Raw genomic sequence first — 19,473 nt, 5'->3', positions numbered from 1 at the left:
TGGAGCGCTGGATGGCGATGTTCGAACGCAGAACGAAGTCTGCGAAAAGCTTTGATTGGGCCGGTCTTGGCTGGCTATTCCTGTTTTTCTGGTACTTCTCGGGTATTACCCAACTGCTGATTCAGCTCAGTGGCACCTCTGGTTTCAGTGGTTTTCGCCAAGCGTTCTTCATGAGTGCGATCTGGCTGGCGCCACTGCTGATATTCCCCCGCCATACGCGCTTGTTCGCCGCCTTGGTCGGCGTAGTCCTGTGGGCCTGCTCCATGGCCAGCCTGGGCTATTTCTTCATCTACCAGCAGGAATTTTCTCAAAGCGTCATCTTCATCATGTTCGAGTCGAACATCTCTGAAGCCGGTGAATACGCCACCCAATATTTCGCCTGGTGGATCGTGCTGGCGTTCATCGCCCACACCGCCGTGGCCATTTTCCTATGGACCCGCGTCCGCCCGGTGTATCTGCCACGTGGCCAGGCGCTGCTCGCAGCGACGGCGATCCTGGTGGGCGTCATTGGTTACCCGCTGGTCAAGCAGATCGCCCGCAGCGACACGATGGACGATGCCATCGACCGCTTTGAATCGCGCATCGAACCTGCGGTGCCGTGGCAGATGATCGTCGCCTACCACCGTTACACCGAGCAGTTGGACAACATGCAAGGCATGCTCGACAGCGCCAGCCAGATCCCGCCTCTGACAAACCTCAAGGACAGCATGGCCGGCCAGCCCTCAACCCTGGTACTGGTGATCGGCGAGTCCACCAACCGTCAGCGCATGAGCCTCTACGGCTACCCGCGTAACACCACGCCGGAGCTGGACAAACTGCGCGACCAACTGGCGGTGTTCGACAACGTCATCACCCCGCGCCCCTACACCATCGAAGCGCTGCAACAGGTATTGACCTTCGCTGACGAAGAGAACCCGGACCTGTACCTCAAGACGCCATCCATTGTCAGCGTGATGAAACAGGCCGGCTACAAGACCTACTGGATCACCAACCAACAGACCATGACGAAGCGCAACACCATGCTCACGACCTTTTCCGAACAGGCCGACGAGCAGGTGTACCTGAACAACAACCGCAACCAGAACGCCCGTCAATACGACGGCGACGTACTGGCGCCGTTTTCCAAGGCCCTGGCCGACCCGGCCGAGCGTAAGTTCATCGTGGTGCACCTGTTGGGCACCCACATGAGCTACCAGTATCGCTACCCGCAGACCTTCGATAAATTCACCGGCCGCCAGGGCGTGCCGGCAGGCGTGAGTGACGATCAATTGCCGACTTACAACAGCTACGACAATGCCGTGCTGTACAACGACTTCGTGGTGTCGAGCCTGATCAAAGACTACGCCAAGACCGATCCAAACGGTTTCCTGCTGTACTTATCGGACCACGGCGAAGACGTGTTCGACTCGGCGGGCCACAGCACGCTGGGACGCAACGAAAGCAAGCCGACGGCGCCGATGTACACCGTTCCGTTCATGGCCTACGCCTCGCCAAAATGGCGTGAAAGCCATGACTGGAGCTTTGCCGGCGACTTGCAACGGCCTTACAGCAGCTCACAGCTGATTCATACGTGGGCCGACCTCGCCGGCCTGAGTTTCAGCGAGTTGGACCTTACGAAAAGCCTGGTGAGCGACCGCTTCACGGCGCGCCCACAGATGATAGGTAACCCATACCTGCGCCAACAAAAACCCCTGATCGACTTCAGCCTGATCAAGCCGAAAAAGGTGAGCCCGACTGACGTGGTGCTCCAGGAACAACCGGCGCTGTAACACAAAAATAACAATCATTCTCGCTTAAGCCTAAAGTTCGCCCGCTCTTTTCGTCTTTGAACAATGGCCTTTCCCGACCGGAAAGGCCAAAAAGACGACAAGGAGTCTTCTGCGATGTTTGCGCCTCTAACCCGTTCCATGACCTTCACCCTCGGCCTCTTCAGCGTGGTCGCGAGCCCGGATCTGTTGGCTGAAACCGACCCCGAACAGAAAACGTTCGAACTGGGCGCCACGAGCATCACCGCCGAGAGCCTTGGCGCCACCACTGAACACACGGGCGCCTACACGACCGGTTCGATGAGTACCGCCACCCGCCTTGACCTGTCCGTCAAGGAAACCCCGCAGTCGATCTCGGTGATCACTCGCCAGCAGATGGATGATTTCAATCTCAATACGTTGACAGAGGTGCTGCGCCAGACCACGGGGGTCAACGTTCAGCACAACGATTCCGACCGTGTCTCCTACTCCTCGCGTGGTTATGGCATCAGCAACTACCAGATTGATGGGATGCTCAACACCTTTGGCTACATGAAATCCGATGCCGACACCATCATCTACGACCACATTGAGGTGGTTCGTGGCGCTACCGGCTTGACCACCGGCGCCGGCGACCCCTCCGCCACGGTCAATATGGTGCGCAAGCGCCCTACCGCTCAATGGCAGGCGCAAACCGGGGTAAGAGCCGGCAGCTACGACAACTACTACAGCTACATGGATGTGGGCGGGCCGCTGGCGTTCGACGGCAAGCTGCGCGGGCGCACGGTGCTGGCCTACCGCGACAGCCAATCCTTGCGTGATAACTACGGGCTGCAACGGTCGGTTGGCTACGGCATTCTTGAAGCAGATTTATCAGACGAAACCGTGCTGGCCGTAGGTTTTGATTACCAGAACAAGCAAGTGCAAGGCACGTCCTGGGGCACCGTGCCTTACTGGAATAGCCAGGGTGGCAAGGCCGGGTTGTCGCGCTCGACCAATATGGCGGCGCACTGGAGTTCCTGGCCGCTGACCGACAAGACAACCTTCGCCAGCCTCGATCATCGGCTGGGCGGTGACTGGCATTTAAAGGCCGCCTATACCCATCGCCAGAGCGACACGGATGGCAAGGTGTACTACGGTGGCGCGGGTTTCCCCAATGACGACCGCAGCGGCATGACCGCCTGGGCCAGCCACATGCGTGGCACCTCAAGAATGGAAGCTGTGGACCTCAACCTTGCCGGCAGCTACGCGTTGCTGGGCCGCGAGCATGCACTGATGATGGGTTATGGCGAGGCCACGCAGCGCGACGTGTCCCCTGTGATGCGCAGCAGCATACCGGGTGGCTACTACACGATCGAAGACTGGAAATACATGGGCGGGATTGGCACGTTCGGCGACACCGTTACCGACCTCAAGGGTGAACACAGCAGCAAGCAACAGAAAGCCGGCTACTTGGCCACGCGCTTGAGCCTCACCGAGCGCTTGCACGCCGTACTGGGCAGCCGCTATGGCAGTTGGGCGTTGGAGAGCGCGACGCCCGAATACGGTGACGATGACCAGTTGATCGCGGCCAACAAGACTCGCCAGACCCACAACGACCTGTTGACGCCTTACGCCGGCCTGCTCTACGACATCACGCCGGAATACACCGTCTACGCCAGCTACACCGACATCTTCAAACCGCAAAGCCTCAAGGACGTCAACCGCAAGTACCTGGAACCGGTGGTGGGCAGCCACTATGAGGTGGGTCTCAAGGGAAGTTTGCTGAAAGAGCGCTTGAATGTGGCAGCCGCGTACTTCTGGAGCACACAGGACAACGTCGCTGAGCGGGATGAATCGGCCCTGCCTAACCCGACCACGGGTGAGGAGTACTACAAGTCCGGCGGCAAAGGTAACAAGGTCAACGGCTTCGAATTGGAGGTTGCCGGCGAAGTGATGCCGGACTGGAACCTGACGGCGGGCTACACCTACACCCACTCCGTTAATGGCTCGGACAAGCGCAACAACACCGGGCATCCATTGAATTTGCTGAAGGTGTCCAGCGCCTACCGTTTGCCGGGGACGTGGCGAAACCTGACGGTGGGTGGTGCCGTGAACTGGCAGAGCGATATCTATGAGTTCAGCGACAGGCCTACAGGCCAACGTGTCGGTAATCAGCGGGTCACCGAACGGGCGAAAATCACCCAGCAGGCCTACGCAGTGGTCAACCTGATGTCCCGCTACCAGTTCGACGAACACGTTTCGGCGTCGATCAACGTCAATAATCTATTTGATAAAAAATATTACGAACGCGTCGGCTTCTATAACGGCGTTTATTGGGGCGACCCGCGCGCTATCACGCTTGCGCTGGATTGGACGCTTTAAGCTACAGCTTATATGACCGCCAACCTTAACAAAATCGTTAAGGTTGACGCCTATCCAATTAAGCTTCGCTTAATCCACCCTGCACATAATCGGCCCCACGAGTCTGATCTAAGAGAACAGACACCGATCACACTTTTTGGGAATACTGACAATGAAAATCTCGACGCTGATGCTGGCTGGCTTAATGACCTTGACTTCCGCCGCCGCCCTCGCCGAAGGCGGCTCAGAGCGCTCGAAAGAGTTTTACGCTAACTTTAATTTCATGCAGGACAAGATGAACGGCCCAGCCGAGGAAACGGCCTCCAGCGAGGTTAAAAACTCGAAAACCGATGAAACACAGCAACCAAAAAGTTGATGTACCGTCATACTCTTTGTCATTCCGCTCCGTTGACAAAGATTAGCTTGGCGCCATGTAATGGCGCCTTTTTTATTGCCCGTCATAACACTATTTTTTACAGCGGCTTATTCCAAAACAACATGGCGCCATAAGCGGGATCAAATTTAGCGCCGTCAAACCCGAACTTGCGGTATGCGGCCTTCGCTACTTCATTGCCCTCAAGCACTTCCAAAGTAATCTTGCAGCAACCGCGTTGGCGGGCGATTTCCTCAACCTTCTGCAGCATTTTCTGACTCAAGCCCAAGCCACGGAACCGATCCATTACCGCCACGTCATGGACGTTGACCAATGGGCGACAGGCGAAGGTCGAGAAACCTTCAAAACAATTCACCAACCCCGCCGGCTCTCCATTCACAAACGCCAACACGCTGAACGCGTGCGCACGCTTGGCTAATTCGCTCGGCAGTTGCGCTAGCAAATCCGGGTCCAGGCTGTGCCCGCCCCCCATCGCGTCTTCGGCGTAATGGTTGAGCACCAGCGCGATGGCTTCGGCATGCACCGCGTTCGTGTAGCTGGCTTGCAGCACCAGGATGTCAGGGGTGTCCATTTCCTTCCTCGATAACGGCAACAAGGGATTCGGCTCCCTTTGAGAGGCCAATTGTAAACGTGGAATCACCACCTGCTGAAGGAGATTAACTACAAATATGCGTTTGAAAACGCGAAGGTTGTGCCGGTAAAAAAGCGCGAATCTTTCATTTCCTGATCTTTTCGCACACGCTTGAGCCATAACGCTGCAACTGCATTTCCTGCAAACGGCTCAGGGTGCGGCGGAAAGGAAACGCCAGGTAACCCTCGGTATAGAGACATTCGAGGGGCACCTGAGCCTCGATGAACAACGGCACCTTGCGGTCGTAGCATTCGTCCACCAATGCAATGAACCGACGCACGCTATCGTCGTGCACCGACAACTGCGGCAATTCGCGATCACCGGCCACCACACGCTGGGCGCCGTCTTCGGTGCCACGGGCTATGCGGCCCGGGCGCTGTTGCGCGCTGAGATTAGGGACTTCGCTCAACAGGATGGCATTGAAACGATCGCACATCAGCATGAAGTCCATCGCGGCCAGCGGCTGCTCACAGAGATCGGCATAACGGCACCAAAGCACTGTTTCACAGGACTGGACAGCCAGAATAGAACGATGCCCGACGGGAATCGGCCCGCTGCTCACTGCCTGGTCTTCGGCCAATTGCTTGAACACAGCTGCCAACGCATCGGGTTGATTCACCCAATAGCGCTGAAGGCCGGCGCCAGGGTGCAAGCGATGATCCTCAGCGCCATCCACCGCCACCACTTGCAAATGCTGCTCTATCGCCGCAATGCCGGGCAAAAACCGCTCACGGTTGAAGCCATCGGCATACAACTGGTCAGGCGGTTGGTTAGAGGTGCAGACCATTACCACGCCGTCCTCGAACATCACCTGAAACAGGCGACCGAGGATGATCGCGTCACCAATGTCATTGACGAACAGTTCATCGAAGCACAACACGCGCACTTCCTGGCTGAGCTCCCGGGCCAGCGCCTGCAAAGGGTCGTGGGTGCCCGTCAGTTGGAACAGACGCTGATGCACCCACCCCATGAAGTGGTGAAAATGCTGGCGCCGCGCGGGCACCCGCAGGCTTTGGTAGAACTGATCCATGAGCCAGGTCTTGCCACGACCCACAGGCCCCCACAGGTACACGCCGGTGATCGGCGCGCGACCTTGATGCAAGGCTTCATGGCAGGCTTGTAACGCATCCACCGCGCGACGCTGGGCGTCGTCGGCAACGAAGCCCTGTTGAGCAATGGCGTATTGGTAGGCAGCGAGCGGTGAGTCAGAAGTCATGCCCGGCATTATGGCCTACGGAGAAAGCTACAGCCGTAAAAAAACGGCCCGACAGGCCGTTTTTTACTGCAGCGTAGTGACTCAGGCGAGGCTCTTGCTGACCACCTCGAACACATCGCTCGACAGTTCGCCGGACGCTCGAATGCGCTCCAGCTCCGCTTTCATCAGCGCCTGACGCGCGCTGTCGTATTTACGCCAACGGGTCAGTGGCGCCAATTGGCGCGAAGCGATCTGCGGGTTGAAGGCATTGAGCTCGATCACCAGGTCCGCCAGGAAGCGATAACCCGAGCCGTCCGCTGCGTGGAAGTTGATCAGGTTCTGCCCGGCAAAGGCGCCGATCAAGGCGCGCACCTTGTTCGGGTTCTTCAACGTGAACGCTGGGTGTTCCATCAACGCTTTGACCCGCGCCAGCCCGCCCGGCAAGGTGCTGCCGGCCTGAACGCTGAACCACTGGTCCATGACCAGCGGGTTGTCTTTGAAGTTGTCGGCAAACACGGCCAGCGCCTGCGCCTTCTCCACTTGGAACGGCGAATTCACTAACACTGCCAGTGCGGTCAGGCGCTCGGTCATGTTGTCGCTGCTGTCGAACTGTTCAAGCGTCGCGGCCAGGACTTCCGGCTTGCCGCTAAGCATCAGGTACGACAGCGCGATGTTCTGCAACGCACGACGGGCAAAATGCTCAGCGGCAGCAACATACGGCGTTTGCTTGGACAGCTCGCGATTGGCCTGGTAGCGCAGCCACAGTTCTTCATGCAGGTTGTCGGCCAGTTGCTTGCGCGCAAACTCACGGGCGGCGTGGATGGCATCCACATCCGCCACTTCGCTGATTTCGGCCAGGTAGGCTTCACCCGGCAACGATAGCATCTCCGCAACCATTGCCTGGTCCAGGCGTTCGTCGCTCAACACGCTGCGCAGCGCGGTGATCAACCGCTGATCCATCTTCAAGGCCTGGCCTTGTTGATGCTGACCAACCAGCGCCTGCAACACCTGCACCGACAGCTGCTGACCGGCATCCCAACGATTGAAGCCATCGCTGTCATGCTGCATCAGGAACATCAGTTGATCGCGGTTGTACGGGAAGCTCAGCTTCACCGGCGCCGAGAAACCGCGCAGCAGCGAAGGCAAAGGCTGCTCGGCGATATCAATGAAGGTGAAGGTCTGCTCGGCCTCGGTCACCGAGATCACACGCGACGTGCCGCCCGCAACCGCTTCACCGGCCAGGCGCAAGGCGATACCCTCGCCCTTCGCGTCCAGCAAGCCCAATTCCACCGGGATCACGAACGGCAGTTTCTCTACCTTGTCCGGGGTTTCCGGGCAGCTCTGGCGGAAGGTCAGGCTGTAGGTTTTGGCCGCTGCGTCGTAGGACTCGCTCACCGCCAAACGTGGCGTGCCGGCCTGGCTGTACCAGCGTTTGAACTGAGTCAGGTCGGCGCCGTTGGCATCTTCCATGGCCTTGATGAAGTCGTCGCAGGTCACGGCCTGGCCGTCATGGCGTTCGAAGTACAGGTCGCTGCCTTTACGGAAGCCTTCAGCGCCGAGCAAGGTGTGGATCATACCGACCACTTCCGAGCCCTTTTCGTACACCGTCAGGGTGTAGAAGTTGGAAATTTCGATAAAGCTGTCCGGGCGCACGGCGTGAGCCATGGGGCCGGCGTCTTCGGCGAACTGGTGGGTACGCAGGTACGCCACATCCTGGATGCGCTTGACCGTGGCCGAGTTCATATCAGCCGAGAAGCCCGAATCACGGAACACCGTGAAACCCTCCTTCAGCGACAGCTGGAACCAGTCGCGGCAGGTCACGCGGTTGCCCGACCAGTTGTGGAAATATTCGTGGGCAACGATCGCTTCCACGCGCTGGTGGGCGGCGTCGGTGGCGGTTTCGGCGCGGGCCAGCACGGCGCTGGAGTTGAAGATATTCAGGCCTTTGTTTTCCATGGCGCCCATGTTGAAGTCGTTCACCGCGACAATCATGAAGATGTCGAGGTCGTACTCACGGCCGTAGGTTTCTTCGTCCCAGCGCATGGATTTTTTCAGGCTGGTCATGGCGTGCTGGCACTTGTCGATGTTTTCCGGCTCGACATAGATGCGCAGCGCCACAGTGCGGTCAGTCATGGTGGTGAAGGTGTCTTCAACACACCACAAATCACCCGCTACCAAGGCGAACAGGTAGGCAGGCTTCTTGAACGGGTCTTCCCAGGTCGCCCAGTGGCGGCCGTCTTCGCCGGGGCCGCTGGCGATCGGGTTGCCGTTGGACAGCAGGATCGGATAGCGGTGTTGCTCGGCGATCACCGTGGTGGTGAATGTGCTCATCACGTCCGGGCGGTCAAGGTAGTAAGTGATCTTGCGGAAGCCTTCGGCCTCGCACTGAGTGCAGAACATACTGCCGGACTTGTACAAGCCTTCCAGGGCGGTGTTGGTTTCCGGGTGGATTTTTACCGTGGTATCCAGGGTAAACGTCGCACTCTGCGGATGCACCGTCAGGTGGCTGTCGGTCAGCTGATATTCATCGGCTGTCAACGCCTGATCGGCGAGGTTCACGCTCAACAGCTCCAGCTGCTGGCCATCCAGAACCAGCGGCGGCAAACCTGCGCCGCGCTCCGGGTTGCGGCGCATCACCAGTTGCGCATGGACCAGACTGTGGTCCTCGAACAACTCGAAGGTCAGGTGCGTCTCGTCAATCAGGTAGTCCGGCGCCTGATAGTCCTTCAGGTAAATCATCTTCGGTTGTTCGGTGCGCATGGGTGGCATCCTTTTTACTGATGCACGGCGAGCTGATAGGCCGTGTACTTGCGAATGTTGATTACGCCGGTGTCGAAGATCAGGTATTGGCCCTTGATCCCCAGCAACGTGCCTTCGGCAATCGGGTTCTTGTCCAGGTTGAAGCTGACGATCTTGGTCGGATACTGCTCGACCGGGTAGCGGATTTCGATCGGTTCGATGTCGGCAATCGTTTGGATGGCCTGCAGCCCAAAGCGTTCCTGCAAACTCAGCAGGCCCTCGGCGCAGGAGGCGAACAGTTCATCACGCACGTGCTTGAGGTCGACAGGCTGCGCATCGCCTTTGAGCAGCGCGCGCCAGTTAGTCTTGTCGGCCACTTGGCTACGCAGCACGTCCTCGACGAAACCGGATTGCTGGCGGGTCGCCACGCGCATGATCGGCAGCGCCTGGCTCGCGCCCTGGTCCAGCCAGCGCGTCGGCAGTTGAGTGGCACGGGTGATGCCGACCTTGATCCCCGACGAATTCGCCAGGTAGACCACGTGGTCGGTCATGCAGAATTGCTCGCCCCAGCCTGGGTCGCGGCAGGTGCCGGCGTCGTAATGGCAACGCTCGGGGCTCATGATGCACAGGTCACACTGGGCCAGCTTGGTCATGCACGGGTAGCAATACCCCTGGCTGAAGCTGGTCTTGGTCTTGCGGCCGCAATGGCTGCAATGGATGGCACCGAGGTATTCCAGGCGAATGTGCGTGCCGATCAACGGATTAACCGGCACCTCGGCATCGCCAAGGCGAAACGCGTATTGAACGGTCGGCTCACCGAGTTGCGCCGACATCTTGCTGACTGCACCACGACCAATTTCAATCAATGGATCGCATCCGACTTGAACAGGATGTTCGGCACCGGCGCGGACTTGGACGCGCATTCCTGCGGCCCCATGTAGCCGGTGCGCTGGTCTTCCGGCAAGTTCTGGAGTTCCCAGGCGATCACGGCTTGCAGAGACAGCTCGCGCTGTTCAGGGGACAGTTTGCGCCCATCGGACCACTTGCCGATTTCCACGGCGAGCTTGAGGCTCTCGTAGATGTCCGGGGTGATGTTTTCAATCATTTCAGCAAAAGAGGACATGAGGCTCTTCCTTATCAAATAGACGATTTGCGGCGGCTGTACAACCCGCCCAGCAAGCCGGTCAAGCAACCGATAACCAGGCCGCCGACATGGGCAGCGTTGGCGATTTCGCCGAAGCCGATCATCGAGATCAGCCCCGACATACAGAGCACCAGCCAAATCAGCATCATCGCCAGCACCCCACGGGGCAGGCGATAAGCCGGGTTCGGCGACAGCAGTTGAAAAATCCAGCAATGCCCAAGCAGGCCATATAACACGCCGGACAAACCGCCAAACAGCCCGGGGCCGCCGTAGGCGTATTGAGCGTAGTTGGAGACCAGGCTGAACAAGAGCGTCAGCCCCAGCAGGTTGATACTGCCCTGGCGCGCTTCGATGCGCCGGCCCAGCTCCCAGTACCACATGCCATTCATGGCCAGGTGCAGGATGCCGAAGTGGATCAGCATCGGCGTAACCAACCGCCACCATTGGCCCGAGGCCAGTGTATCGGCCAGCGGCGTGAACTGGATGTACTCACCGAGAATGCGAAACGGCAGGAACGTCAGCCAGCTCATGGCCTGCAGGTTTTCGCCAAGCAAGGTCACCGCGCCAACGATGATGCTCGCCAGCAGCACCAACGCCGTCACAGGGCTATGCCGCAGTTGCTCGACAAAACCCGGGCGCTTGACCGGCGCTTGCTCAGGAATATCCAGTTGCTGGTCCGGATCACCCGCAGGAAAGCGCTGATACAGCACGCGCACATCGTCGCTGATGGTCTCGGGCACCCATAACACTTGCTCGCCCGATTCCTCGCTGATGCGATGGGGCACTTGCATGCGTTGCAGCAGCTTCACGAAGCCACCCAAGTCGACGCTCAGCGGCAGACGCAATACAGCCACAGTACTCATGTGATGACCTCGGGCCGCTCAACGTCGACCCATACAAATTTACGCGGATCCAGGCGGGGTTCCTGATCCAGGCGGTACGCCACCAACTTGCCGTACAGCACCGCGCTGTAGTCCAGGCAGGCCAGGTTGTCGCGGATCGGCGCCGGTTTGCCGCTGCGCCAGTAATGGCCGACGAACAGCAAAGGCTCGTCGACGCCGTAGCGCAGCAGGGAATTCTTTTCAGTGGACGACAACGGCGTGCGCGCCACCGGCTCCGGCAGTGCGTCGGGCTGGAACACGATGTCGCCGTAGGTCTTGGGGTCGTCTTCCCAGAACTTGGTGCGGAAAAACGAGCGCGTCAGGCCGTCGCCACCGGTCAGCGTCAGGCCATCCGGCAGGCGCATGTCGGTGCCGCGCAGCAGGCGGTCAAACGCATTGCAGGCAAAACTGCCCGGGACGGCGGCGGCCTGCAGAAAGTGCTGGTCGATGCAGCCGTCCGGGAAGGTCGCGCGCAGTGGCTCGATAAACCCGTCATCCCAGCACGCGTGGACCACCCGGAAACGCCCGGCGTCGACAAACAGCGGCATGTCATAGAACCAGCCGAGGAAGTCGTGCCAGTCGGCCGGGTGGTGTTCGAACTGGGTCAGCGTCTCGTGGATCAACCGCGCATGCCGTGGGTTGCGCTCACGCACGAACTGCTTGCCGCTGCCCGGCGGTGCTGGCGTGCTCCAGCCCAGTGCGTTGAATTCGTGGTTGCCCATGATGCACAGCGCCTGGCCAGCCTCGGCCATGTCGTGGACGATATGTAACGCCTCGCGGATACGAGGGCCACGGTCGATGATATCGCCGAGGAACACCGCCATACGCGAAGGATGACGCCAGGTGCCGCCCTGCTTGTGGTACCCCAGCCGCTCGAGCAAGTGCTCAAGGGTATGAGCGCAACCGTGCACGTCACCAATCAGGTCGTAGCTACGCGCGGGATCGAGCATCAGTCGCCTCCACCCCCCAAGCGGCTGCCCCAGCCCAACTTGGTGCGGCACACTTCGTAGTAGTTGTGGTCCAGCGGGTGGATCAACCGCAACTTCTGTGCCTTCTTGCTCACGGTGATGGTGTCACCGGGCGCGCAGGTGAAATGGTTCTGACCGTCACAGGACACCTGCGGGTAGATCTGCATGTCTTTGGACACTACGATTTTCAGCTCACTGTTGCCGTCGACCACGATGGGCCTGCTGGACAACATATGGGGATACATCGGCACGATCACAATGGCATCCAGCTTGGGATGCATGATCGGGCCACCCGCCGACAGCGCGTAGGCGGTGGAGCCGGTCGGCGTGGCGACGATCAGGCCGTCGGCCTTCTGGCTGCACACGAACTGGCCGTCTATATAGAGTTCGAACTCGATCATTCGCGTGGACTTGCCGGGGTGCAGCACCACGTCATTCAAGGCGTCGCCCTGGCCGATGGCTTCGCCGTGGCGGCGCACTTCGGCCTGCAGCAGGAAGCGGTTTTCCACCAGGTAATGGCCGTCGAGCACCTTGGCCACTTCGACTTCCAGCTCATCGGGGCGGATATCGGTGAGGAACCCCAGGCTACCCCGGTTGATCCCCAGTACCGGCACGTTATGCCGCGCCAGGGCCCGGGCGGCGCCGAGCAGGCTGCCGTCGCCGCCAACCACGATAACCATGTCGCAGACTTCGCCGAGCATCTTGCGCGACGAGGTTTGCAGGCCATGGCCTGGTAGGATTTCGGCGATGGTGTCTTCGAGGATCACGTGCAGGTGGCGTTCCAGCAGGAATTTTTTCAGCCGGCGGACGGTGTCCAACACCTGGGTACTGCCCAGGCGACCGATAATGCCGATATTGCGAAATTGCTCCATGGGGCTCCTGCGGGATTTGGGGTGGGGCAAAAAAGAACGATTATGGGCGAAAGGCCGCCCCAGGCAAAATCCTTTGTCGCCATGAACCCTTGATGAAAACGGTTCTCAGCCACCTGAGCCCCCGTTAAAAGGCTATGCTCGGACCATGACTGTGTTCCCGGATCTGCAGACACTGCCCCGCCAGCTGCGCCACCCTGAAGTGCGCGACTTGGCGTGGGTGATGCTCGCCCCGCCAATGCTGGCGCAGACGCCGTGGCCGCAACGCCACCCGTTGGCCGGCAGTGATTGGGTGCAAGCGCCACACCTGCTCGAACAATGGCTACGTGCACTCGATCACGACAGCAGCCCCTTGCAACACTGGCTGAGCCTGGCCCGTACCCGTCGTCTTGGGCTTTATTACGAGCGGTTATGGCAGTTCGCCGTGCAGCATGCGCCGGGCGTGGAGTTGCTGGCCGCCAACCTGCCGATCCGCCGCGCCGGGCATACCCTCGGCGAGCTGGATATGTTGCTGCGCGACCGCGATGGCGTGCATCACTTGGAACTGGCGATCAAACTCTATCTGGGGCCGCAGGACGGCGACGGCCAGGACACGGCGCAGTGGCTGGGGCCGGGTTGTCATGATCGGCTGGACCGCAAGCTGGCGCATCTGGCCCAGCACCAATTGCCAATCTCGGCGCGGGCGGAGAGCCGCGAGGTGTTGGCGGCGCTGGATATCCAGCAGTTCGATGCGCATTTGTGGCTGGGCGGGTATTTGCTGTATCCCTGGCCCGGTGAAGCGCAGGCACCCGTGGGTGCCCACCCGCAGCATTTGCGTGGGCGCTGGTTGCATCAGCGCGACTGGCGGGCATTTGTCAGCGCCAGCGCCCCCGGCCGCTGGCAACCCCTGCCCCGGCATGCATGGCTGGCGCCGGCGCATTACCCAGCGGATGAGGTATGGAGTGAGGAGCAGATGCAGGGTTGGCTGGCGGACCTGGATCCGATGGCTCCAGCGCAGCTATTAGTACGGCTGGTTCAGGTGGGTCAGGATTGGGAAGAGGCTGAGCGGCTGTTTCTGGTGGCGGATCTTTGGCCGAATGTGCCGGGGGCGGGCTGATAACCTTGTGGTGTAGTTGAGGGCTTGCTCGCGAAGGCGGCGGCCCAGGCGTTACACCTTATCGATATGCTGATAATCCAACTGCAACCCAGCCGCCAACTCCTCAGCCCGGCCCAACCTGATCGGCCCACGCTCGATGTCTATCAATAATCCCGAGCACTCCAGCAACGGCAGTCCTGCGACATCCTTAAGCCGCCCATCGGTGATCACCAACAAGCGCTGCTGCTCAGTCGGAAACCGCTTACGCCGCACCGCCAGCCAATTCCCAGCCTCAGTCAGCGCCGCGAACAACGGCGTGCCCCCGCCCGCCCCCAACAGGTCCAACCATCCGGCCAAACCCTTCGCAGCTTTCAGTCCCTGTACCTGCCATTTGGGCGATTGCCCGCTGGCCGTCAACAAGGCCATCCGCGCGCGTTGGCGGTAGGCGTCATCAAACAACTGGGCCAGCAAACCTTTGGCATCGGTGAGCGCACGATGGCGCCGGGTTGACGCCGACGCATCGACAATCACCAGCCACAACTCATGGGCCGAGCGACTGCGCAGGTGAAACCGTAGATCCTCTCGCGATTGCGGCCGGCCATCGAGCAGAGTGCCCGGCCAATTGATCGAACCCTGTTTCGCACTCCGGACCTTACCGTGCCTGCCTCTATCGAGTCGTCCTGCCTTGGGCCGGGCATCCGCCCCCGCGTCAGGTCGAGGGCGAATGCCTAGGGCTTTTTTGGCCAGGTGGGTACATCCCGGCGTGCGCCCGTGGGCAGGGCCGGTGCGGGCATGTCACCCCATTGGCCTTGACCCGGCGACGTGTCGGAGGACGTTGGCGACTGCCCTTTACTCGGCGCATTGGACGGCGGCGATGGTGCCTGGCGGCGATGGCGCAGGGCAAACTCGGCGACGGCTTCGATGTCTTCCTCGGCGATCGCATCCGCCCCGCGCCATGCCGCGTGCGCCCTGGCGCCGCGCAGCCAAACCAGATCCGCACGCAAGCCATCGACACCGGCGGCAAAGCACCGCTCTGTGATCTGCGCCAGTGCCTGGTCATCCAGTGCGATGGTGTCGAGTCGCGCCCGCGCCTGGGTACAGCGCTCGCGCAGAGCGGCTTGGGGCTCTGCCCAATGCGCGCAGAACGCCGCCGGGTCGCTGTCAAAGTCCAGGCGACGACGGATGATTTGCCCACGCTCGACCGGCAGGGTCTGCCCACTCAAGGCCACGTTGAAACCGAAGCGGTCGAGCAGTTGCGGGCGTAACTCGCCCTCCTCCGGGTTCATGGTGCCGATCAGTACAAAACGCGCCGAATGGCGATGGGAGATGCCGTCACGCTCGATCAGGTTGGTGCCGCTGGCCGCCACGTCGAGCAGCAGGTCCACCAGGTGATCGGCCAGCAAGTTGACTTCATCGACATACAGCACGCCGCCGTCAGCCTTGGCCAAGACGCCGGGGGAAAACTGCGCGCGGCCTTCGCCCAATGCGGCGTCCAGGTCCAGCGTCCCCACCAGCCGCTCTTCGGTAGCGCCCAAGGGCAAGGTGACGAATTGACCACTGGCCAGCAGGTCTGCCAGCCCCCGCGCCAAGGTGGACTTGGCCATGCCACGCGGGCCTTCGATCAGCACGCCGCCGATCTTCGGGTCGATGGCAGTCAGGCACAGGGCCAATTTCAAGTCGTCGGCGCCGACCACGGCGGACAGCGGAAAATGCGGAGTATCAGTCATCAGCTGTCTTCTTCTATATCCAGCAACAGGTTTTCCAACGCCTCTTTATAAGCCCCCGGCTCCTGCCACTGGCCACGTTGCTGCGCTTCCAGCATGCGTTCGGTCATGTCACGCAGGGCGTCGGGATTGTGCTCTTGCACAAAGGCCCGTGTGTCAGGGTCCAGCAGGTAAGCGTCGGCGAGCAAGGCGTATTGATGATCGTCGATCAGCGCGGTGGTGGCATCGAACGCGAACAGATTGTCCACGGTCGCGGCCATTTCAAACGCACCTTTATAGCCATGGCGCTTCACGCCGTCGATCCACTTGGGGTTGGCGGCGCGGGAACGGATCACCCGGTTCAGCTCTTCCTTCAGCGTTCGGATCTTCGGCAGGTCCGGCTGGCTGTGGTCACCGTGGTAACTGGCGGCCTTTTCGCCACTCAGTGTTTCCACGGCGGCGAGCATGCCGCCCTGGAATTGGTAGTAATCATTGGAGTCGAGCAGGTCGTGCTCGCGGTTGTCCTGGTTCTGCAACACCGCCTGCACCTGGCTCAAGCGCTGGGCGAATTGCTCGCGGGCGGCGGTGCCCTCATCGGAGCCGCCATAGGCGTAGCCGCCCCAGTTCAAATAGACCTCGGCCAAGTCTTCGCGGCTTTGCCACAGGCGACCATCGATCGCGCCTTGCACACCCGCACCATAGGCGCCGGGTTTCGCGCCGAAGATGCGCCAGCCGGCCTGTTTCGCTGCGGCCTCTGCGTCCAGGCCCGACTTGAACAACGCCTCACGTTCACTGCGCACTTTGGCCGCCAGCGGGTTCATGTCGTCTGGTTCGTCCAGCGCGGCCACCGCCTGCACCGCCGCGTCGAACAGGCGGATCAGGTTGGCAAAGGCGTCACGGAAAAAGCCGGACACGCGCAACGTCACGTCAACGCGCGGACGGTCCAACAGGCTGATCGGCAGGATTTCAAAGTCATCCACGCGCTGGCTGCCCGTCGCCCACACCGGCCTCACGCCCATCAGCGCCATGGCCTGGGCGATATCGTCGCCGCCAGTGCGCATGGTGGCGGTGCCCCACACCGACAGGCCGAGCTGGCGCAGGTGGTCGCCATGGTCTTGCAGGTGCCGCTCAAGAATCAGGTTGGCCGACTGGAAGCCAATGCGCCAGGCCGTGGTGGTCGGCAAGTTGCGCACGTCGACGGTGAAAAAATTGCGCCCGGTCGGCAGCACGTCCAAACGCCCGCGACTCGGTGCGCCACTGGGGCCGGCAGGCACGAAGCGGCCGCTCAAGGCGTCCAGCAACCCGCGCATTTCTGCCGGCCCACAGGCGTCCAGGCATGGCGCCACGACTCTGCGCAGGCTCTCGATCACCGCCTTCACCTCCTCCCAACCGGGCGCTTCCAATTGTTCAAGCGGCCCTTCCAACGCCTGTTCGATCAGCCGCGCTGCATACAACTCCAGGCGCTCACGGGTATCGCCGGCGGTGCGCCACAACTGCTCATCGATTTTCAGCAACACGTCGGGCCGGCGCCCGGTCCAGGGTTCGGCCAGGGCGCAGTCGAGTGGGTCGAAGCCCAGCTCGAAAGCCTTGGCCAACACTCGCAGCACACTCGATTGCGGACCTCGGCCGTCACCACGCGGGATGCGCAGTAAGGCGAGCAAGGTGTCGATACGCAAGCGGCCTTCAGGCGACTCGCCAAAGATGTGCAGGCCGTCGCGGATCTGCGATTCCTTTAAGTCGCACAGGTAGGTATCGAGGCGCGGCAGCCAGATGGCGGCGTCGGCGTCCTTGTCCAGCTCAAGCTCCTGGTCGATACGGGTTTCGCGCACCAGCGTGAGGATGTCTTTCTGCAATTCCAGGGCGCGGCGTGGGTCGAGCAGTTGCGCCTCGTAATACTCGTCGGCCAACAACTCCAGGTCACGCAACGGGCCATAGGTTTCGGCGCGGGTCAGCGGCGGCATCAAGTGATCGATGATCACCGCCTGGGTACGCCGTTTGGCCTGGGCGCCCTCACCTGGGTCGTTGACGATAAACGGATAGATATTCGGCAGCGGCCCCAGCAGCGCATCGGGCCAGCAGTTTTCCGAGAGGCCCACGCCCTTGCCCGGCAGCCATTCGAGGTTGCCGTGCTTACCCACGTGAATCACAGCGTGGGCGCCGTAGGTATGGCGCAGCCAGAAATAGAACGCCAGATAGCCATGGGGTGGCACCAGGTCCGGGTCGTGGTACACCGCGCTGGCGTCGACCTGATAACCCCGCGCCGGTTGGATACCGACGAAGGTCAGTCCCAGGCGCAGGCCGGCGATCATCATCCGGCCGTCGCGGCACATCGGATCGTTATGAGGCGTGCCCCAGCGTTCCATCACGGCTCGACGATTAGCCTCGGGCAAGCGACTGAACAGTGTCTCGTAGTCGTCCAGGCCCAGGCTTTGATGGCACGGACGCAGGTCGAGACTGTCCAGGTCGTTGGTGACACCGCCCAGCAGTTGATGAATCAGCGCAGTGCCGCTGTCGGGCAACGTGTCCGGCAGCGGATAGCCTTCGGCCTGCAGGGCACGCAGGATATTCAGCGCCGCTGCGGGCGTATCCAGGCCTACGCCGTTACCGATACGGCCATCGCGAGTTGGGTAGTTGGCGAGGATCAATGCGATACGCTTGTGCGCGTTCGGCACCCGCGCGAGTTCGACCCAGCGCCGCGCCAGCTCAGCCACGAAATCCATACGCTCGGGCGCTGCTCGATAGCACACCACATCCGACTGGCTGCGCTCGCTGCGCCAGGCCAGGTCCTTGAAGCTGATCGGCCGGCTGATGATGCGCCCGTCCAGCTCCGGCAACGCAATGTGCATCGCCAGATCGCGCGGGCCGAGGCCTTGCTCGCTGGCCTCCCAGCCGGGCTGATTGTCCTGGGCGCAGATCGCCTGGATCACCGGGATATTGCGGCGAAACGGCCGCAAATGCGGCGCTTCGGGGCTGGATTGGGCAAAACCGGTGGTGTTGAGGATCACCGCCGCGCCGACCTCATCCAGCAAGTCCTCGACCACCGTCAGGCAGCCGGGCTCTTTAAGACTGGCCACCGCCATCGGCAACGGGTTCAACCCCGCCGCCTGCAAGCGCTCGCAGAACACATCAATAAAGCCGGTATTGGCGGCCTGCAAATGCGAGCGGTAGAACAGCACCGCCGCCACCGGCCAATCAGCGTTCCAATCCGCCTGCCAATCATTCAGGCGGGCAGTGGCGTTGTGCGGGTGATAAATCGCCGTGCGCGGCAGGGTTTGCGGTTCGGCCCAGGCGTAGTCTTGGCCTAGGTAGGCACTGGCCAGGCAGCGGTAAAAATCCAGCGCGTTAGCCAGGCCGCCCTGGCGCAGAAAGTGCCACAGGCGGTCACGCTCCTGTGCGCCAACAGTGCTCAAGCCGCTGAGCTCAGGGTCCGGGCGATCACACCCCGGCACCAGGATCAGTTGCACGCCGCGTTCCGCCAACGCCACCAGACGCTCGATGCCGTAACGCCAATAACCAATGCCGCCATGCAGCGAAATCAGGATGACCTTGGCGTGGCGCAGCACCTCATCGACGTACAGGTCGACCGAGGCATGGTTCTGCACTTGCATCGGGTTGGCCAGGCGAAACGTCGGGTAATCGTCCGGCAAGTGCTGGGCGGCTTCGGCCAGCAGTGCGAGGCTCGAATCACCGCTGCACAAGATCACCAGTTCAGCGGGGGTTTGGCCAAGGTCGGCAATATTGTCGTCTGAGACGAAACCACCGGGCTGGGTCCTGAGCAGGTGCATG

The 19,473-nt window shown here is 61.0% G+C and carries 15 protein-coding genes; 4 read left to right on the top strand and 11 right to left on the bottom strand.

The window, feature by feature from the left end:
* The first annotated feature begins 11 nt into the window (after nucleotides 1-11).
* The 3 genes from AACY44_RS18120 to AACY44_RS18110 all read left to right on the top strand — a co-directional run bounded on the left by AACY44_RS18120 (nucleotide 12) and on the right by AACY44_RS18110 (nucleotide 4,464).
* Nucleotides 12-1,769 carry a phosphoethanolamine transferase CptA gene (locus AACY44_RS18120; RefSeq protein ID WP_339530782.1) on the top strand — a complete coding sequence of 586 codons (1,758 nt, stop codon included), beginning with the start codon at nucleotides 12-14 and terminating at the stop codon, nucleotides 1,767-1,769.
* Between the two features lie 114 nt (nucleotides 1,770-1,883).
* Nucleotides 1,884-4,109 carry a TonB-dependent siderophore receptor gene (locus tag AACY44_RS18115; protein ID WP_339530781.1) on the top strand — a complete coding sequence of 742 codons (2,226 nt, stop codon included), beginning with the start codon at nucleotides 1,884-1,886 and terminating at the stop codon, nucleotides 4,107-4,109.
* A gap of 151 nt (nucleotides 4,110-4,260) precedes the next feature.
* On the top strand, nucleotides 4,261-4,464 hold the full coding sequence (locus AACY44_RS18110; RefSeq protein WP_339428029.1) for a hypothetical protein: 204 nt from the start codon (nucleotides 4,261-4,263) through the stop codon (nucleotides 4,462-4,464).
* Between the two features lie 97 nt (nucleotides 4,465-4,561).
* On the opposite strand, the gene AACY44_RS18105 is transcribed toward AACY44_RS18110, so the two are convergent.
* The 8 genes from AACY44_RS18105 to AACY44_RS18070 all read right to left on the bottom strand — a co-directional run bounded on the left by AACY44_RS18105 (nucleotide 4,562) and on the right by AACY44_RS18070 (nucleotide 12,912).
* Complete coding sequence (locus AACY44_RS18105; protein WP_339436730.1) at nucleotides 4,562-5,053, bottom strand: GNAT family N-acetyltransferase; 492 nt, start codon at nucleotides 5,051-5,053, stop codon at nucleotides 4,562-4,564.
* Nucleotides 5,054-5,198: 145 nt separating this feature from the next.
* Nucleotides 5,199-6,329 carry a cell division protein ZapE gene (gene zapE, locus AACY44_RS18100; protein WP_339418363.1) on the bottom strand — a complete coding sequence of 377 codons (1,131 nt, stop codon included), beginning with the start codon at nucleotides 6,327-6,329 and terminating at the stop codon, nucleotides 5,199-5,201.
* 81 nt (nucleotides 6,330-6,410) lie between these two features.
* The gene (gene pepN / locus AACY44_RS18095) at nucleotides 6,411-9,068 is read right to left on the bottom strand and encodes an aminopeptidase N (protein ID WP_339530780.1); all 2,658 of its coding nucleotides are present in this window, start codon (nucleotides 9,066-9,068) and stop codon (nucleotides 6,411-6,413) included.
* Between the two features lie 14 nt (nucleotides 9,069-9,082).
* Nucleotides 9,083-9,913 carry a DUF2797 domain-containing protein gene (locus tag AACY44_RS18090; protein WP_339418509.1) on the bottom strand — a complete coding sequence of 277 codons (831 nt, stop codon included), beginning with the start codon at nucleotides 9,911-9,913 and terminating at the stop codon, nucleotides 9,083-9,085.
* A complete protein-coding gene (locus AACY44_RS18085) occupies nucleotides 9,910-10,170 on the bottom strand; it encodes a YeaC family protein (RefSeq protein ID WP_339418360.1) in 261 nt (86 codons plus the stop codon). The genes AACY44_RS18090 and AACY44_RS18085 overlap by 4 nt, the downstream gene beginning before the upstream one ends.
* A gap of 14 nt (nucleotides 10,171-10,184) precedes the next feature.
* Nucleotides 10,185-11,054, bottom strand: a complete 870-nt coding sequence (locus AACY44_RS18080; RefSeq protein ID WP_339418358.1) for a rhomboid family intramembrane serine protease — start codon at nucleotides 11,052-11,054, stop codon at nucleotides 10,185-10,187.
* Nucleotides 11,051-12,022, bottom strand: a complete 972-nt coding sequence (locus AACY44_RS18075; RefSeq protein ID WP_339428032.1) for a metallophosphoesterase — start codon at nucleotides 12,020-12,022, stop codon at nucleotides 11,051-11,053. Before AACY44_RS18075 ends, AACY44_RS18080 begins: the two co-directional genes overlap by 4 nt.
* The gene (locus AACY44_RS18070) at nucleotides 12,022-12,912 is read right to left on the bottom strand and encodes an NAD(+) kinase (protein WP_003217892.1); all 891 of its coding nucleotides are present in this window, start codon (nucleotides 12,910-12,912) and stop codon (nucleotides 12,022-12,024) included. The genes AACY44_RS18075 and AACY44_RS18070 overlap by 1 nt, the downstream gene beginning before the upstream one ends.
* A gap of 145 nt (nucleotides 12,913-13,057) precedes the next feature.
* Between AACY44_RS18070 and AACY44_RS18065 the strand changes: the two genes are divergently transcribed.
* The gene (locus AACY44_RS18065; protein WP_339438879.1) at nucleotides 13,058-14,005 is read left to right on the top strand and encodes a DUF1853 family protein; all 948 of its coding nucleotides are present in this window, start codon (nucleotides 13,058-13,060) and stop codon (nucleotides 14,003-14,005) included.
* A gap of 51 nt (nucleotides 14,006-14,056) precedes the next feature.
* On the opposite strand, the gene AACY44_RS18060 is transcribed toward AACY44_RS18065, so the two are convergent.
* From AACY44_RS18060 to cobN, 3 genes are read right to left on the bottom strand one after another with little or no spacing between them, the layout of a single operon-like run.
* Nucleotides 14,057-14,710: a vWA domain-containing protein gene (locus AACY44_RS18060; RefSeq protein WP_339418508.1), complete on the bottom strand. Its 654-nt coding sequence runs from the start codon at nucleotides 14,708-14,710 to the stop codon at nucleotides 14,057-14,059.
* A gap of 2 nt (nucleotides 14,711-14,712) precedes the next feature.
* Nucleotides 14,713-15,711 (bottom strand): ATP-binding protein, encoded by a 999-nt coding sequence (locus tag AACY44_RS18055; RefSeq protein ID WP_339418353.1) that lies wholly within the window; start codon nucleotides 15,709-15,711, stop codon nucleotides 14,713-14,715.
* Nucleotides 15,711-19,472, bottom strand: coding sequence for a cobaltochelatase subunit CobN (gene cobN, locus AACY44_RS18050; RefSeq protein WP_339438880.1), 3,762 nt, complete (start codon nucleotides 19,470-19,472; stop codon nucleotides 15,711-15,713). Before cobN ends, AACY44_RS18055 begins: the two co-directional genes overlap by 1 nt.
* Between the last annotated feature and the right edge of the window lies 1 nt (nucleotide 19,473).

It is taken from the genome of Pseudomonas sp. RA_15y_Pfl1_P11, from assembly GCF_963970975.1.
GTDB classification, from domain to species: domain Bacteria; phylum Pseudomonadota; class Gammaproteobacteria; order Pseudomonadales; family Pseudomonadaceae; genus Aquipseudomonas; species Aquipseudomonas tritici.
The sequence above is the reverse complement of the archived record's forward strand: the minus strand, read 5'-3'. Positions and strand labels throughout refer to the sequence as shown.

Excerpts from the sequence above, each read along its gene's own strand:
- AACY44_RS18055 (WP_339418353.1), bottom strand. The coding sequence starts at position 15,711 with ATGACTGATACTCCGCATTTTCCGCTGTCCGCCGTGGTCGGCGCCGAC.
- AACY44_RS18080 (WP_339418358.1), bottom strand. The coding sequence starts at position 11,054 with ATGAGTACTGTGGCTGTATTGCGTCTGCCGCTGAGCGTCGACTTGGGT.
- pepN (WP_339530780.1), bottom strand. The coding sequence starts at position 9,068 with ATGCGCACCGAACAACCGAAGATGATTTACCTGAAGGACTATCAGGCG.
- AACY44_RS18065 (WP_339438879.1), top strand. The coding sequence starts at position 13,058 with ATGACTGTGTTCCCGGATCTGCAGACACTGCCCCGCCAGCTGCGCCAC.
- AACY44_RS18075 (WP_339428032.1), bottom strand. The coding sequence starts at position 12,022 with ATGCTCGATCCCGCGCGTAGCTACGACCTGATTGGTGACGTGCACGGT.
- zapE (WP_339418363.1), bottom strand. The coding sequence starts at position 6,329 with ATGACTTCTGACTCACCGCTCGCTGCCTACCAATACGCCATTGCTCAA.
- cobN (WP_339438880.1), bottom strand. The coding sequence starts at position 19,472 with ATGCACCTGCTCAGGACCCAGCCCGGTGGTTTCGTCTCAGACGACAAT.
- AACY44_RS18115 (WP_339530781.1), top strand. The coding sequence starts at position 1,884 with ATGTTTGCGCCTCTAACCCGTTCCATGACCTTCACCCTCGGCCTCTTC.
- AACY44_RS18085 (WP_339418360.1), bottom strand. The coding sequence starts at position 10,170 with ATGTCCTCTTTTGCTGAAATGATTGAAAACATCACCCCGGACATCTAC.
- AACY44_RS18070 (WP_003217892.1), bottom strand. The coding sequence starts at position 12,912 with ATGGAGCAATTTCGCAATATCGGCATTATCGGTCGCCTGGGCAGTACC.
- AACY44_RS18105 (WP_339436730.1), bottom strand. The coding sequence starts at position 5,053 with ATGGACACCCCTGACATCCTGGTGCTGCAAGCCAGCTACACGAACGCG.
- AACY44_RS18120 (WP_339530782.1), top strand. The coding sequence starts at position 12 with ATGGCGATGTTCGAACGCAGAACGAAGTCTGCGAAAAGCTTTGATTGG.
- AACY44_RS18110 (WP_339428029.1), top strand. The coding sequence starts at position 4,261 with ATGAAAATCTCGACGCTGATGCTGGCTGGCTTAATGACCTTGACTTCC.